The following is a 14,494-nucleotide window of genomic DNA, read 5'->3' as shown; positions in this document are numbered from 1 at the left end:
GCGCATGATTCTTGCAATTCCACGCATGGTCAGTGCGTTTTGTTGCAGGGCTTGTAGCACGTAGGCGCGACGATGGGATCGCCGTGCGAAGGGTTTCGGCGAGCACTCTCCTGCACGCTACGGTCGCCGTGTTTCGCGACTGTGACAGGCGGAAGTCGTTCGCGCGCAGGGCGAAAGGGCGGTCGACCCGCATGGGGTCGCGTCGCGTCGCCGGCCCGCGACATCCGCCCGCTCCCGAGGTCGGCGACTACTGCAGCGCCGAGGTGAGGCGCGCGAGGTTGTCGAGCACCGTCGAGCGGATCGGCTGCCGCAGCCACTCCTCGAGTGTGAGCTCGCGGCTGTCGGCGCGATAGCCGTCTTCGACCGCACGCATCTCCTGCACGAACGAACGGCCCCGAACGAGCAGCGAGACCTCCATGTTCAGCTCGAACGAGCGGATGTCCATGTTGCTCGAGCCGATCACGGCGACGTCGTCGTCGATCGTGAAGTGCTTCGCGTGCAGGATGTACGGCGCCTTGTACATGTAGATCTTCACGCCCGCGCGCAGCAGCGCCTCGTAGTACGAGCGCTGCGCGTGGTACACGAGGGCCTGGTCGCCGATCTCGGACACGAAGAGCTCGACGTGCACGCCACGCTGCGTCGCGCCGCTGATCGCGACGAGCATGGACTCGTCGGGCACGAAGTACGGGCTCGTGATGATGAGCTTCTCCTTGGCCGCGTAGAGCAGCGCGAGGAACAGCTTCAGGTTGTTCTGCGTCGAGAATCCGGGGCCGCTCGGCACGACCTGGCAGTCGAGGTCCTGGGCCTCGGCCGGCTGGTCGAACGAGTCCGCGATGTCGTCGGTGAGCTCGTCGCCCGTCTCGAGGTACCAGTCGGTGCGGAAGATCACGTCGAGCCCCGACACGATCGGCCCCTCGAGCCGCGTCACCAGCTCTTTCCACTTGAGCCCGCGACGGATGTTGCCGCCCTTGTTGTAGCTGCGGTCGATCATGTTCTGCGACCCCATGAAGGCCACCTCGCCGTCGATCACGAGGATCTTGCGGTGGTTGCGCAGGTCGGGGCGCTGGTATCGGCCCTTCAACGGCTGCACCGGCAGCATGAGTTCCCAGTTCGCGCCGATGGCGGTCAGGCGCCGCAGCGTGCGCCGGTAGCCCTTCGAACGCAGCGACGCGATGTGGTCGAGCAGCACGCGCACCTGCACCCCGCGCGCGACCGCGTCGCCGAGCGCCGCGAAGAACGGCTCGGTGGTCTTGTCGAGGGCGAGGATGTAGAACTCGACGTGCACGTATCGCTCCGCACCCGCCACCGCCTCGGTCATCGCGTCGAGCGAGTCCTGATAGCCGCCGATGAGGCTCGCGCTGTTCGACCCGATGAGCGGCATCGCCCCGAGGTTGCGGTTCAGGCGCACGACGCCCTCGAACCATGACGGCCACGCGCTCGAGTCGCTGACGCGCTCGACGCCGTGCGTGGCCTCGCGGATGACCTTGTCGACCTCGGCCTGCTTCTCACGACGCCGCTTCGGCAGCTTCGGATTGCCGATGAGGATGAAGAAGAGCACCCCGAGGTACGGGATGAAGAAGATCGCGAGCAACCAGGCCATGCCCGCGGTCGGGCGACGGTTGCGCGGCACCACGATGATCGCGATGACGCGGATGACCAGGTCGACGGCGAGCAGCGTGAAGGTCACGATCGCCGTGACCGTCGCGGTCTCCTCCGCCGTCATCGGGTCAGTCGGCGGAGCGCTCGATGCCGCGGTCGCGCCGGGGCAGGCCGAGCTTCGCACGCTCCTCGGCCTCGATCTGGGCGTACGCGGCACGCTCGGTGCGGTCAGCACGCAGGATCGCGCGCATCACGAACCAGAAGATGAGTCCGATGAGCACGGTCGGTGCGAGCGACCAGATCGCGTTGGCCCAGAAATCGTCCATAGGCCTTCAGGATACGTGGTCCGGCTGGGAAAGCGGATGCCACGGCGCGGCGCCCGTTCGGGGGCGGCCGGCCGCGGCATCCGTACGTCTCAGGTCAGCAGGCCCCAAATGCCCGATCCGAGGAGGTAGGCGCCGACCGCGCCCACGATGATCCAGATGGCGACGCGCGTGTTCGACGGGCGTTTGGGGTCGGGGTCGGGCTCGAGCTCGCTCTTGGGGAGGTAGTCGTTCATGTGCGGCATCCGCTCTTCGGCTCGGGGTGCGACGGGGGCGTCGCTACTTGACCAGCGGGAACAGGATGGTCTCGCGGATGCCGAGGCCCGTGAGCGCCATGAGCAGCCGGTCGATGCCCATGCCCATGCCGCCCGACGGCGGCATGCCGAACTCGAGCGCGCGCAGGAATTCTTCGTCGAGGCGCATGGCCTCGGGGTCGCCGCCGGCGGCGAGCTTGGCCTGCTCGACGAAGCGCTCGCGCTGCACGACCGGGTCGACGAGCTCGGAGTAGCCCGTGGCCAGCTCGAAGCCGCGCACGTAGAGGTCCCACTTCTCGACGACGCCGGGGGTGCTTCGGTGCGCGCGCACGAGGGGCGACGTGTCGAGCGGGAAGTCCATGACGAAGGTCGGGCGCACGAGGCCGCCCTTGATGTGGTGCTCCCACAGCTCTTCGACGTACTTGCCGGGCAGCGGATGCTCGATCTCGATGCCCGCCTCGTCGGCGAGCTGCTTCAACCGCTCGATCGGCGTCTCGGCCGTGATCTGCTCGCCGACCGCCTCTGAGAGGGTGCCGTACATCGAGATGCGATCCCACTCGCCGCCGAGGTCGAACTCGGTGCCGTCGGCCCAGGTCACGACGTGCGAGCCGCTCGTCGCGAGCGCCGCGTCTTGGATGAGCCGCTGGGTGAGGTCGGCCATCGTGGTGTAGTCGCCGTAGGCCTCGTACGCCTCGAGCATCGCGAACTCGGGGCTGTGCGTCGAGTCGGCGCCCTCGTTGCGGAAGTTGCGGTTGATCTCGAACACGCGCTCGATGCCGCCGACGACGGCCCGCTTGAGGTACAGCTCGGGCGCGATGCGCAGGTACAGCTCGGTGTCGAACGCGTTCGAGTGCGTCACGAACGGGCGTGCGGATGCGCCGCCGTGCATGACCTGCAGCATCGGCGTCTCGACCTCGACGAAGTCGAGCCCGGCGAAGGTGGCGCGCAGGCTCGCATTGGTCTTCGCGCGGTCGAGCACGTTCTTGCGCGCCTGCTCGCGCGCGATGAGGTCGAGGTACCGGCTGCGTACGCGCGTCTCTTCATTGAGGTCGTTGTGCAGATTCGGCAGCGGCAGGATCGCCTTGGCCGCGATCTGCCACGCGTTCACCATGATCGAGAGCTCGCCGCGACGGCTCGTGATGACCTCGCCTGCGACGAACACGTGGTCGCCGAGGTCGACGAGGTCCTTCCAGGCGGCCAGCGACTCCTCGCCCACCTCGGCGAGCGAGACCATCGCCTGGATGCGGCTGCCGTCGCCCGACTGCAGCGTCGCGAAGCACAGCTTGCCCGTGTTGCGCGAGAACACGACACGGCCGGCGAGGCCGACCTGCTCGCCCGTGGCCACGTCGGCCTCGAGGTCGGTGAACTGCGCCCGCACCTGCGGGATCGTCGTCGTGATCGGCAGGCGGACCGGGTACGCGCCGCCGCCCAGGTCTTCGGATGCCGCGATCAGGCGCTCGCGCTTGGCGAGGCGCACGGCCTTCTGCTCGGAGATCTCGGCCGCGGTGGGCTCGTCGGCGGGCAGGGCGGAATCCGTCTGGGTCTCGGCCATCGTTCTCTCTCGTCGCGGGGCACGTGCCCGTCAAGACTACTCAGCCGGGCTGGGGGGTTGCTTCGCGCCGACCTCGACGAAGGCGTTGTCGATGAGGCGCGTCGCGCCGACGCGTGCGGCGACGAGCACGAGTGCCTGCCCGGCGAACGCCTCGTCGATCGGGAGGAACGTGGCGGGATCCACGACGACGAGGTAGTCGAGGTCGACGCCGTCGTGGTCGCCGAACGCGGCGACGCCCTCGGCGAGGAGCTCGGACGTGCCGTCTGCGGCGGCCGTGTGCGCGGCGTCGAGGGACTCGGCGAGCACGAGGGCGGCGACTCGCTCGTCGTCGTCGAGGAACCTGTTACGGCTCGACAGGGCGAGCCCGTCGGCTTCGCGCACGGTCGGAACGACCTCGAGCCGGAGGCGCAGGTCGAGGTCGGCGATCATGCGGCCGACGAGGAACACCTGCTGGGCGTCCTTCTGGCCGAACACGGCCACGTCGGGCTGCGCGATCGAGAAGAGCTTCGCGACGACCGTGAGCATGCCGTCGAAGTGACCGGGGCGGTGCGCGCCCTCGTAGCGCTCGCCGGCCGGGCCGGCGCCGACCCTGGTGCCGGCCGGTCCGTTGGGGTACATCTCGGCGACGTCGGGTGCGAACACGACCTCGACGCCGAGGCCCGTGAGCGCCGCGACATCCGCTTCGAGGGTGCGCGGGTATCGGTCGAGGTCTTCGGTCGGGCCGAACTGCAGCGGGTTCACGAAGATCGACACGACGACGACGTCGGCGAGCTCGCGAGCGCGCCGCACGAGGGCGAGATGGCCGTCGTGCAGGGCTCCCATCGTGGGCACGAGCGCGACGGATGCCCCGGCACGGCGTCGTTCGTCGAGCACGGCCCGCAGCCCGGCGATGGTGTTCACCGTGCGGGTGCTCGGCACCGCGTCGCGCGTCGGGTTCTTCGTCGCCGCGGCTCCTGCCACCTCGGTCACGTGGCACCTCCCAGCGGCCGCTCGTCTGCGGCCCCGTCGATCGTACTCGCACCCTCGGGCCACGGGCCGGGGTCGTGCCGGGCGAGCGCGTTCTCGACGGCGCTGCGCACGAGCGGCGCGAGGACCGCGCCCGGCCTGGGCATGCCGATGCCCTCGAGGATGCCGCTGGCCTGGTCGACGATCGCGCTCGAGAAGGAGACGGCCGTCTCGATGGCCTCGCCGTAGGCGGCCCGGTCGGCCTCGGCGACGATGAACGGCTCGCCGCCCATCTCGACGACGAGCGCCTGCCCGATCGGCAGCACGGGCGCCGGTGCGGTCACGGCGAACCACGTGCCCGGCAGGCGGGCGAGGTCGATGCTCGTGCCCGTGAACGTCATCGCCGGGTGCACCGCGAGCGGGATCGCGCCCGCGCGCCGCGCCGGGTCGAGCACGGCCGTGCCGAGTCGCGCGTTGGTGTGCAGCACGAGCTGCCCCGGTTGCCAGACGCCCGCGTCGGCGAGGCCCGCGACGAGCGGCCCGAGTTCGGCCTCGGGCACCGCGAGCAGCACGAGCTCGCTGCGTTCGATGATCTCGGGCACCGGCAGCACGGGCACCTGCGGGAGCATCACCGCCGCGCGCTCGCGGCTCGCCTCGGACACCGCCGAGATGCCCGTGAGCGCATGCCCGACGCCTGCGAGGGCGGAGGCGAGCACGGCGCCGACGCGTCCGGCGCCGATCGTTCCGACCCCGAGACGTCCAGTGCGGTCGCTCACGAGCGCGCCTCGATCGTCGGCGCCACCAGGTCGGGACCGAGGCCCGACGAGACGGCGACCTCGGTCTCGCGGTCGCGCGCGACGCCCCAGTGGTGGCTCTCGTCGGCGCCGGCCCAGACCACGGCGTCCGCCGCGAGGCGTTCGAACAGCAGCGCGGCCTCGTCGGCATCGACGACCGGAAGCTCGACGGTCACGGGGCCGGCGAGCGTGTGCACGCGCACGGACGCGAGCCGCAGCATCCGGCGCACCGGACCGCGGCTGAGCGCGACGGACTGCACGCGCGCGAGCGGCATCACCGCGAGCGACCTGGTGAGCGCGCCCCGCCGGAACAGCGCGACGCCGCCGGTCGCCGACCAGCCGATGCGCCGCCACGAGAACGGGCGCAACCAGGCGGCACGGCGCGGCGTCGTCGAGAACCCGCCCGTGGCTCCACGGCCCGTGAGCCCCGCAGCGAACACCGGGTCGATCTCGGACGCCGCCCCGGGCAGCAGCAGTTCGAGCACGCGCCGCACGTCTTCGGCCCGACCGACCGGCAGCACCATCGTGCGCTGCACGGCCTCGCTCGAGGCGCTCGCGCCCTGCCCGGCGAGGTTCACGCGCACCGACCACCAGCCGAACGGTCGCCACAGGATCCACTGCGTCGCCTCGACCGCGTGCACCCGACCCGGCGGAATGGTCTGGTTCGCGGTCGAGAGCAGGCCGTGGCCGATGCGCACGCCGTCGGGCGTGCCGGCGATCGAGTAGCGCAGCGACTTCGTGATGCGCGACCACAGGTAGCCGACGAGGCCGATGACCGCCGGGATGAACGACAGGATCACCCACTCCTGGCCTGCGGCGACCCCCGTGACGATGATCGCCACGAACACGATGATCGAGATCGTCGTGCCGCCGAGCAGCGTCGACCCGATCACCCTCGCGACCGACAGGTGCACGACCGACTCGGGCGTTGCCAGGTTCGGATCCAGCTCGGGTGCCAGGAACTCGTCGACCCGCCGCCCGATCACGGCCGACGCCTGGGCGGTGCGAGTGGCGGATGCCGGTGGCGGGCCGCTCGCGTCAGCCTCGGGCTGGTCGGCGAGCGGGCCGGCCGCGGCATCCGGAGCCCGGTGCGCGACCGAGGCCGCGGTGCCGGACTTCGCGGCGCGAGCCCCCGACGCCAGGCGCAGGATATCGGCGCGCAGCCCGTCGGCGAGTGCGGAACCGAGGTAGGCGAGCTGCACGTTGCCCGACTCCCCCGCGACCGACACGTCGAGCTTCGCCGTGCCGAACAGGCGGGCGAACACGGGGCGGTTGATGTTCACGCCCTGCACGCGATCGAGCCGTGCCGACCGGTGCGATCGGAACAGGATGCCGCTGCGCACCTCGACCGCCTCGTGCGTGATGCGGAACGTGTGCATGCGCCAAGACAGCCAGAACCCGACGATGACGCCGATGATCACGAGCGCGACCGCGAGCAGCGCCCAGCCGACCTGGCCGTTCACGACGATCGCGCCGACCGGGTCGTTGGCCCAGTCGTTCTGCCAGTCGCCGTACCTGCCGTCGAACTCGTCGCCCGCGTCGGGCACGAACACGAAGATGAACATGTCGACGAGTCGCTCGCGCAGGTTCGCGAGCACGAAGCCGAGCACCGCGATGAACACGAGGCCTCCGCGCAGCAGCGGGCTCGCAGGGTGCAGGCGGTGCCACTCGCCGTCGGCGAGCGCGGTGACCGGCGCGGCCGGAGCCGTCACAGCCCCGCCCGTCGGGTCTCGGCGAGGGCGACGAGCTCGTCGCGAAGCCGCTCGGCGTCGTCGATCGGCAGCCCGGGCACGGTGACCGCCGTCGCCGCGGCCGCGGTGACGAACTTCAGGTCGGCGAGCCCCAGCGCACGCGCCACCGGCCCCCTCGTCACGTCGACGAGCTGCATGCGCCCGTAGGGCACCGCGACCTGCCGCTGGTACATGATGCCGCGGCGGAACAGCAGGTCGTCTGCGCGCAGGCGGTACCCGATCGAGCGCACGCGGCGCGGCTCGAACGCGATCGTGACGAGCGAGACCACGCCGACCGCGACGGCGGCCCACACGGCCCACCACCAGCCGAACCAGAAGTAGGCCACGAGGAACGCGGCCACGAAGACGACCATGCCGATGAGGGATCCGACGACCTCGACGACGACGTACTTGGGGGACACGCGACGCCAGTCCTCGTCGATGGGCACGGCGTGCTCGGGAGCCACCTCTGGTGAGAAGACGGGACCATCGGATGCCGGTGCGCCGCCGGCATCCGTCACCAGATCGGGCTCGGCCGTCGCCTCGGACCCTGCAGCCTCGAGAGCCGCGGCCTCGGGATACGCGGTTTCGGGAGCCGGCGCCTCAGGAGCTGCGGCCTCGGGAGCCGCGGCCTCGGGAACGTGCGCAGCCTCTGGCGCCTCAGGCATGTGCGTGCTCCTCGTGCTCGGGGTCGGTGTCGTCGGGGGGCAGGGCGCAGAAGTGCTCGGCGACGAGGCCGCCGACGAGCAGCACCGCACCGCCGATGGCGGTGGCGAACGCGGGCCAGACGGTGGAGGCCGGCGGCACCACGCTGCGCGTCAGCAGGAAGGCGGCGACGCCGAGGCCGAGGCCGAGCAGGAGCGCGCCGCTCAGGGCGCTCGCCTTCGCGAGCACGGCCGTGCGCACCGCGCGGAACGGGTCGAGGTGCTTGGTCGACTGCTGCTTGACGGCCCTGCGGATGGGCCACGCCAGGGCGACGACGATCGCCGCGATGCCGACGAGCGTGATGGCGAGCGAGATGGGCGGGACGAGGGCCTTGCCGCCGCCGGAGACGATCGCGAGGTCGACGAGGTAGCCGATGACGACGCCGGCGACCACGGCCGCGACGACCGCGCTCGGGTGGGTGCGCCTCATCGTCTGGTCACCTCGTCGTGGGCCGCCGCACGAAGCTCGGAGACGGGCCCGCGACCCGGCAGCACGGCGTCGGGTTCGAGGTCGAGCCAAGGTTGCAGCACGAAGGCCCGCTGCCAGGCGCGGGGATGCGGCAACTGCAGCCCGGTGTCGTCGATGACGAGGCCGTCGACGTCGATGAGGTCGAGGTCGAGCGTGCGGTCGCCCCAGTGCTTCAGACGCTGGCGTCCGTGCGCGGCCTCGATCTCGTGCAGGGCCGCGAGCAGCGCGTGCGGGGTGATCGAAGTCTCGATGATGACGACGCCGTTCAGGTAGCCCGGCGCGTCGCGGTCGACGCCCTCGTCGGTGATCGCGGGGGTCTCGTAGACCGGGGAGACGGCCCTGAGCTCGACGCCCGGCACTTCGGCCAGTTCGCGCACGGCACCCGCGATCGTCGCCTCGCGGTCGCCGAGGTTGGCCCCGAAGGCCACGACGGCGCGGCTCACGGCCGTGCCCGCACGATCGAGACCGACACGTCGGCGAAGGGAACCGTGATCGGAGCCTGGGGCTTGTGCACGGTGACCTCGGCCTGCTCGACCGCCGCGTACGAGAGCGCGACGCCGGCGACGCGCTCGGCGAGCGTCTCGATGAGGTCGACGGGGTCTCGCTCGACGGCCGCGACGACCGCCTCGGCGAGTTCGCCGTAGTGCACCGTACGGGCGAGATCGTCGCCCGAGGCTGCCGCACGCAGGTCGACCAAGACGGAGACGTCGATGACGAACTCCTGGCCCTGCTCGCGCTCGAAGTCGAAGACGCCGTGGTGCGCCATGACCCTGAGACCGGTCAGGGTGATGCGATCGCCGGGTCGTTGGTTGCGCTGCTCAGCCACGTCGTCCACTCTGCCACGCCACGGCGACGTCGAGGGCGCGGCGCGTGGCGAGCACGTCGTGCACGCGCACGCCCCATGCCCCGGCCTGCGCCGAGAGCACGCTCACGACCGCCGTCGGCAGGTCGCGATCGGCCATCGAGGCGTCGTCGGGCAGCAGTGCGCCGATGAACCGCTTGCGCGAGGCGCCGACGAGCACCGGCAGGCCGAGCCCGGCGAGCACGTCGAGCCGCGCGAGCACCTCCCAGTTCTGGTCGCCGGTCTTCGAGAACCCGAGCCCGGGGTCGACGATGATGCGGTCGTGCGCGACGCCCGCGGCGTGCAGCACGTCGACGCGCTGCGCGAGCTCGTCGCGCACCTCGACGGCGATGTCGGCGTACGTGTTGAGCACGTCCATGCGATCGGAGTGGCCGCGCCAGTGCATGGCCACGTACGTCGCGCCGGTGTCGGCGACGGCCGGCACCATGTCCGCGTCGGCGAGGCCGGCCGAGACGTCGTTGATGATCTCGGCGCCGGCCTCCATCGCAGCCACGGCCGTCGCGGCGCGCATGGTGTCGACGCTCACGCGGATGCCGCGGCTCGCGAACTCGCGCACGACGGGCACCACGCGGCGCAGCTCCTCGGCGGGGTCGACCCGGGCGGCACCCGGCCTGGTCGACTCGCCGCCCACGTCGAGGATGTCGGCGCCCTCGGCGACGAGGTCGAGGCCGTGGGCCACGGCCCGGTCGACGTCGAACCAGTCGCCGCCGTCGCTGAACGAGTCGGGCGTCACGTTGACGACGCCCATGACGAGCGTGTCCGCGGCGTTCACGCTGCGCCGCCCCCGATGAGGGCGATGATCTCGGCGCGGGCCGCGGGCTCGGTGAGCTCGCCGCGCGCGACGATCGTGATCGTCGAGCTGCGCTCCTGGCGGGAGCCCCGTGTGGTCACGCATCGGTGCTGCGCATCGAGCACCACGAGCACGCCTCGGGGTTCGAGGCCGGCCTCGAGGGTGTCGGCAATCTCTTCGGCGAGGCGTTCCTGCAACTGCGGTCGGGCGGCGAGCGTGTCGACCACGGCCGGGATGCGCCCGAGTCCGACGACCCGGTCGCCCGGCAGGTACGCCACGTGCGCGGTGCCGACGAACGGCAGCAGGTGGTGCTCGCACACCGACCGGAACGCGAGGTCGCGCAGCACCACGGCGTCGGAGGTCGCGGGCGCGCCCGTCTCCGACGTGCCGACGGGCACCGCGTCGGCCAGGTGGCTCAGCGGGTCGACGCCGAGGCCGCCGAAGAAGTCCGCGTAGGCTTCGGCGACCCGTGCGGGTGTGCGCTGCAGGCCCGCACGCTCGGGATCCTCGCCGATCGCGAGGAGGATCTCGTGCACGGCGCGTGCGATGCGCTCGGTGTCGACACCGGCCATTTCCGCCCTCCCAGGTCGGCGCGGCGCCCGCGGCGGCCTAGGCCGTCGCGGGTCGCGGGTTCTGACGCGGTGCGCGCTTGGGCGTGGGCTCCTCGATCGGGGTGTCCTGGGAGTCGACGCCTCCGTCGACCATGCCCTCGTCGATGGGGAGCTTGTCTTCGGGGAACGTGATCGGCGGGATGTCCGAGACGGGCCGCTTGTCGCTCGAGAGCCAGAGCGGGCGCTCGGGCAGCTTGCGCACGTTCGTGAAGATCTCGGCGATCTGGTTGTGGTCGAGCGTCTCGTGCTCGAGCAGCTCGGCAGCCAGCCGGTCGAGGATGTCGCGGTTGTCGTTCAACACCTGCCACGCCTCGTCGTGCGCCTGCTCGATGAGCGTGCGTACCTCGCCGTCGACGCGCATCGCGATCTCCTCGGAGTAGTCGCGCTGGTGGCCCATGTCGCGCCCGAGGAAGACCTCGCCCTGCGACTGGCCGAGCTTGACCGCGCCGACGTTCGACGACATGCCGTACTCGGTGACCATCTTGCGGGCCGTGGAGGTGGCCTTCTCGATGTCGTTCGACGCACCGGTAGAGGGGTCGTGGAACACGATCTCCTCTGCGACGCGGCCGCCCATGGCGTACGTCAGCTGGTCGAGCAGCTCGTTGCGGCTGACCGAGTACTTGTCTTCGAGCGGCATCACCATCGTGTAACCGAGGGCGCGGCCGCGCGGCAGGATCGTGATCTTCGTGACGGGGTCGGTGTAGTTCATCGCCGCCGCCGCGAGCGCGTGTCCGCCCTCGTGGTACGCCGTGATGAGCTTCTCCTTGTCCTTCATGACGCGGGAGCGGCGCTGCGGGCCGGCGATCACGCGGTCGACGGCCTCGTCGAGGGCGCGGTTGTCGATGAGCTGCGCGTTCGAGCGCGCCGTGAGCAGCGCGGCCTCGTTGAGCACGTTCGCGAGGTCGGCACCCGTGAAGCCGGGCGTCTTGCGCGCGAGCACCTCGAGGTCGACGCCCTTGGCGAGCGGCTTGCCCTTCGAGTGCACCTCGAGGATCTTCTGGCGGCCCTTGAGGTCGGGCGCGTCGACGCCGATCTGGCGGTCGAAGCGGCCGGGGCGCAGCAGGGCGGGGTCGAGGATGTCGGGGCGGTTCGTCGCCGCGATGAGGATGACGTTGGTCTTCGGGTCGAAGCCGTCCATCTCGACGAGCAGCTGGTTGAGCGTCTGCTCGCGCTCGTCGTGCCCGCCGCCGAGTCCTGCGCCGCGGTGGCGACCGACGGCGTCGATCTCGTCGACGAAGATGATCGCCGGTGCGTTCTGCTTGGCCTGGTCGAAGAGGTCGCGCACGCGGCTCGCGCCGACGCCCACGAACATCTCGACGAAGTCGGAACCCGAGATCGAGTAGAAGGGCACGCCCGCCTCACCCGCGACCGCGCGGGCGAGCAGCGTCTTGCCGGTTCCGGGAGGGCCGTACAGCAGCACGCCCTTCGGGATGCGCGCGCCGACGGCCTGGAACTTCGCGGGCTCCTTGAGGAAGTCCTTGATCTCCTCGAGCTCCTCGATGGCCTCGTCGCTGCCGGCCACGTCGTCGAAGGTGACCTTGGGGCTCTCCTTCGAGACGAGCTTCGCCTTCGACTTGCCGAACTGCATGACGCGGTTGCCGCCGCCCTGCATGCCCGAGAGCATGATCCAGAAGAAGAGGCCGATGAGCACGAGCGGCAGCAGGATGCCGAGCATCGAGAGGAACCAGTTCGGCTGCGGCACCTCGTCGTTGAAGCCGTCCTTCGGGTTCGCCTCGTCGATGGCGGCGACCACGTCGGCGCCGCGGGGCGTCACGTAGTAGAACTGCACCTGCTTGCCGAACTCGTCGTCGGCAGACGTGAGCGTGAGGTCGACCCGGTTCTCACCGTCGACCATCTTCGCGGAGGCGACCTTGTCGTCCTTCAGGAACTCGAGGCCCTGCTGCGTGGACACCTCTTTGAAACCGGAGGCCGTGATCAGGCTGGTTCCGATCCAGACGGCGACGATCGCCAGCAGGATGTAGATGATCGGCCCGCGCAGGATCTTCTTCATGTTCATGGTGGTGCAAGGCTACCCCGGCGTCGCCGAGCGTCGGCCGAATGTTCGCTGTGGGCTGTTCCGGGCGTGCGAGGCGTCAGGAGTAGACGTGCGGCGCGAGGATCGCCACGTCGCGCAGGTTGCGGTAGCGCTCCGCGTAGTCGAGGCCGTAGCCGACGACGAACTGGTTCGGGATGTCGAAGCCGAGGTACTTGACGTCGATCTCGACCTTCGCGGCGTCGGGCTTGCGCAGCAGTGCGCAGATCTCGATCGAGGCGGCGCCGCGCGACTCGAGGTTCTCGAGCAGCCACGAGAGCGTGAGGCCCGAGTCGATGATGTCTTCTGCGATGAGCACGTGGCGCCCGGTGAGGTCGGTGTCGAGGTCCTTCAGGATCTTCACCACGCCCGACGACTTGGTGCCGGCGCCGTAGCTCGAGACCGCCATCCAGTCCATGCTGACGTGCGAGCGCAGCTCGCGCGCGAGGTCGGCCATCACCATGACCGCGCCCTTCAGCACGCCGACGAGCAGGATGTCCTTGCCCTCGTAGTCGGCCTCGATGCGGCGGGCGAGCTCGGCGAGCTTCGCGTGGATCTCGGCTTCGGTGACGAGGACCTCGGTCAGGTCGGCTTCGATCTCGCTCGCGTACATGGGCGCTCCTCCGGTGCGGTGGTGGTCGGGGCACGTCGGCCGTGGGTGCGCGGCGAACGGATGCATCGAGCCTAATCGCACGCACCTGCGAGCGCCGCCCTGATCGGAGCGCACTTCGTCGCGCCAACGCCGACCGTCGACCAGGGACCGGCGACCTAGTGGTCGTGCGGGAGGATCTCGGTCGAGCCGGTCGTCGAGAACACGACGTACCGGCCGGCGCGCGTGGCGCGCACCCCATCGGGAAGCTCGAGCGGCCCCTGCCCGTGCCAGTCGGTGACGAGCCGGGCGACCTCGAGGGTCTGCACGCGCGAGAGCGAGACGCCGAACTCGCTGCCGACGACGTGCCGGATGACGCGCTGGCGGAGTGCGGCCGGGTTCGCGGCCAGCGCGCCGACCGACACCGCGATGCCGGCCTCCGCGGGCTCGCAGATCTCCTCGATGAGCTCGTCGATCTGGGCCTCGAACGCGTCGTCGTCTTCGCGCAGCTGCTCGGCCGTGCGCACGAGCGCCTCGGCGATGCCCGGGCCGAGCTCGGCCTCGAGCACGGGCAGCACCCGTTCGCGCACGCGCACGCGCGCATAGGTGGGGTCGACGTTGTGCGGGTCGTGCCACGGGTCGAGCCCGGCGTCGAGGCAGGCCTGCGCGGTGGTCGCACGGCGGATGCCGAGCAGCGGCCGCGCGTAGCGCCCGGCACGGGCGGGCATGCCGGCGAGGCTCGCGGCCCCCGATCCGCGTGCGAGCCCGAGCAGCACGGTCTCGGCCTGGTCGTCGAGCGTGTGCCCGAGCAGCACGCACGCGGCATCCGTCGCCCGCGCAGCCTCGTCGAGCGCGGCGTAGCGGGCACGGCGAGCGGATGCCTCGGGCCCGCCCTCGCCGTCGACCTCGACGCGCTGCACGATGACCGGATCGAGCCCGAGGTCGCTCGCCTGGGCCGCCGCACGCGCCGCGACCTCGGCCGAGCCCGCCTGGAGCCCGTGGTCGACGATCACCGCTCCGACGCGGAGCCCGGCACGCGGCGCCTCGAACGCGGCGGCCGCGGCGAGCGCGAGCGAATCCGGCCCGCCGGAGAGGGCGACGAGCACGAGGCCCTCGGTCGGCAGCACGGCTCGCACCGCCCGGCGGACGTCTGCGATCGGCGGGGTCAGGCGCGGGCGACGGGCGGCCGCGGCATCCGTCGACTCGCCCGGTTCGGTGGCAGGAGGCATCAAGTAACCTT

At 71.2% G+C, this 14,494-nt stretch carries 16 protein-coding genes; all 16 read right to left on the bottom strand.

Annotated features, from left to right (window positions below; all coding sequences use genetic code 11):
- Positions 1–247: 247 nt before the first annotated feature.
- The 16 genes from cls to tilS all read right to left on the bottom strand — a co-directional run bounded on the left by cls (position 248) and on the right by tilS (position 14,483).
- On the bottom strand, positions 248–1,723 hold the full coding sequence (gene cls, locus BM342_RS14760) for a cardiolipin synthase (protein ID WP_092967498.1): 1,476 nt from the start codon (positions 1,721–1,723) through the stop codon (positions 248–250).
- A gap of 4 nt (positions 1,724–1,727) precedes the next feature.
- Positions 1,728–1,925, bottom strand: coding sequence for a hypothetical protein (locus BM342_RS14755; RefSeq protein ID WP_092967496.1), 198 nt, complete (start codon positions 1,923–1,925; stop codon positions 1,728–1,730).
- Positions 1,926–2,014: 89 nt separating this feature from the next.
- On the bottom strand, positions 2,015–2,158 hold the full coding sequence (locus BM342_RS20000) for a hypothetical protein (RefSeq protein ID WP_157415013.1): 144 nt from the start codon (positions 2,156–2,158) through the stop codon (positions 2,015–2,017).
- Between the two features lie 43 nt (positions 2,159–2,201).
- Entirely contained in the window at positions 2,202–3,728 is a 1,527-nt protein-coding gene (gene lysS, locus BM342_RS14750) for a lysine--tRNA ligase (RefSeq protein ID WP_092967494.1), read from the bottom strand.
- Positions 3,729–3,764: 36 nt separating this feature from the next.
- A complete protein-coding gene (gene panC, locus BM342_RS14745; RefSeq protein WP_369823197.1) occupies positions 3,765–4,688 on the bottom strand; it encodes a pantoate--beta-alanine ligase in 924 nt (307 codons plus the stop codon).
- A gap of 5 nt (positions 4,689–4,693) precedes the next feature.
- Complete coding sequence (locus BM342_RS14740; RefSeq protein ID WP_092967492.1) at positions 4,694–5,449, bottom strand: Rossmann-like and DUF2520 domain-containing protein; 756 nt, start codon at positions 5,447–5,449, stop codon at positions 4,694–4,696.
- Positions 5,446–7,179, bottom strand: a complete 1,734-nt coding sequence (locus BM342_RS14735; protein ID WP_092967490.1) for a PH domain-containing protein — start codon at positions 7,177–7,179, stop codon at positions 5,446–5,448. The genes BM342_RS14740 and BM342_RS14735 overlap by 4 nt, the downstream gene beginning before the upstream one ends.
- Positions 7,176–7,865, bottom strand: a complete 690-nt coding sequence (locus BM342_RS19995) for a PH domain-containing protein (RefSeq protein ID WP_177232212.1) — start codon at positions 7,863–7,865, stop codon at positions 7,176–7,178. Before BM342_RS19995 ends, BM342_RS14735 begins: the two co-directional genes overlap by 4 nt.
- The gene (locus BM342_RS19990) at positions 7,858–8,331 is read right to left on the bottom strand and encodes a DUF3180 domain-containing protein (protein ID WP_092967488.1); all 474 of its coding nucleotides are present in this window, start codon (positions 8,329–8,331) and stop codon (positions 7,858–7,860) included. Before BM342_RS19990 ends, BM342_RS19995 begins: the two co-directional genes overlap by 8 nt.
- On the bottom strand, positions 8,328–8,813 hold the full coding sequence (gene folK, locus BM342_RS14720) for a 2-amino-4-hydroxy-6-hydroxymethyldihydropteridine diphosphokinase (RefSeq protein WP_092967486.1): 486 nt from the start codon (positions 8,811–8,813) through the stop codon (positions 8,328–8,330). The genes BM342_RS19990 and folK overlap by 4 nt, the downstream gene beginning before the upstream one ends.
- Positions 8,810–9,196: a dihydroneopterin aldolase gene (folB, locus tag BM342_RS14715; protein ID WP_255368829.1), complete on the bottom strand. Its 387-nt coding sequence runs from the start codon at positions 9,194–9,196 to the stop codon at positions 8,810–8,812. Before folB ends, folK begins: the two co-directional genes overlap by 4 nt.
- Positions 9,189–9,980: a dihydropteroate synthase gene (folP, locus tag BM342_RS14710; protein ID WP_092968696.1), complete on the bottom strand. Its 792-nt coding sequence runs from the start codon at positions 9,978–9,980 to the stop codon at positions 9,189–9,191. Before folP ends, folB begins: the two co-directional genes overlap by 8 nt.
- Before the next feature lie 20 nt (positions 9,981–10,000).
- On the bottom strand, positions 10,001–10,594 hold the full coding sequence (gene folE, locus BM342_RS14705; protein ID WP_092967484.1) for a GTP cyclohydrolase I: 594 nt from the start codon (positions 10,592–10,594) through the stop codon (positions 10,001–10,003).
- Positions 10,595–10,631: 37 nt separating this feature from the next.
- On the bottom strand, positions 10,632–12,650 hold the full coding sequence (ftsH, locus tag BM342_RS14700) for an ATP-dependent zinc metalloprotease FtsH (protein WP_092967482.1): 2,019 nt from the start codon (positions 12,648–12,650) through the stop codon (positions 10,632–10,634).
- Between the two features lie 76 nt (positions 12,651–12,726).
- The gene (hpt, locus tag BM342_RS14695) at positions 12,727–13,278 is read right to left on the bottom strand and encodes a hypoxanthine phosphoribosyltransferase (protein WP_092967480.1); all 552 of its coding nucleotides are present in this window, start codon (positions 13,276–13,278) and stop codon (positions 12,727–12,729) included.
- Positions 13,279–13,433: 155 nt separating this feature from the next.
- Positions 13,434–14,483 (bottom strand): tRNA lysidine(34) synthetase TilS, encoded by a 1,050-nt coding sequence (tilS, locus tag BM342_RS14690; protein ID WP_092967478.1) that lies wholly within the window; start codon positions 14,481–14,483, stop codon positions 13,434–13,436.
- Positions 14,484–14,494: the final 11 nt, after the last annotated feature.

Source organism: Agromyces sp. CF514, assembly GCF_900113185.1.
In the GTDB taxonomy this organism is placed as follows: domain Bacteria; phylum Actinomycetota; class Actinomycetes; order Actinomycetales; family Microbacteriaceae; genus Agromyces.
This window is presented reverse-complemented; position numbering and strand designations above follow the sequence as displayed.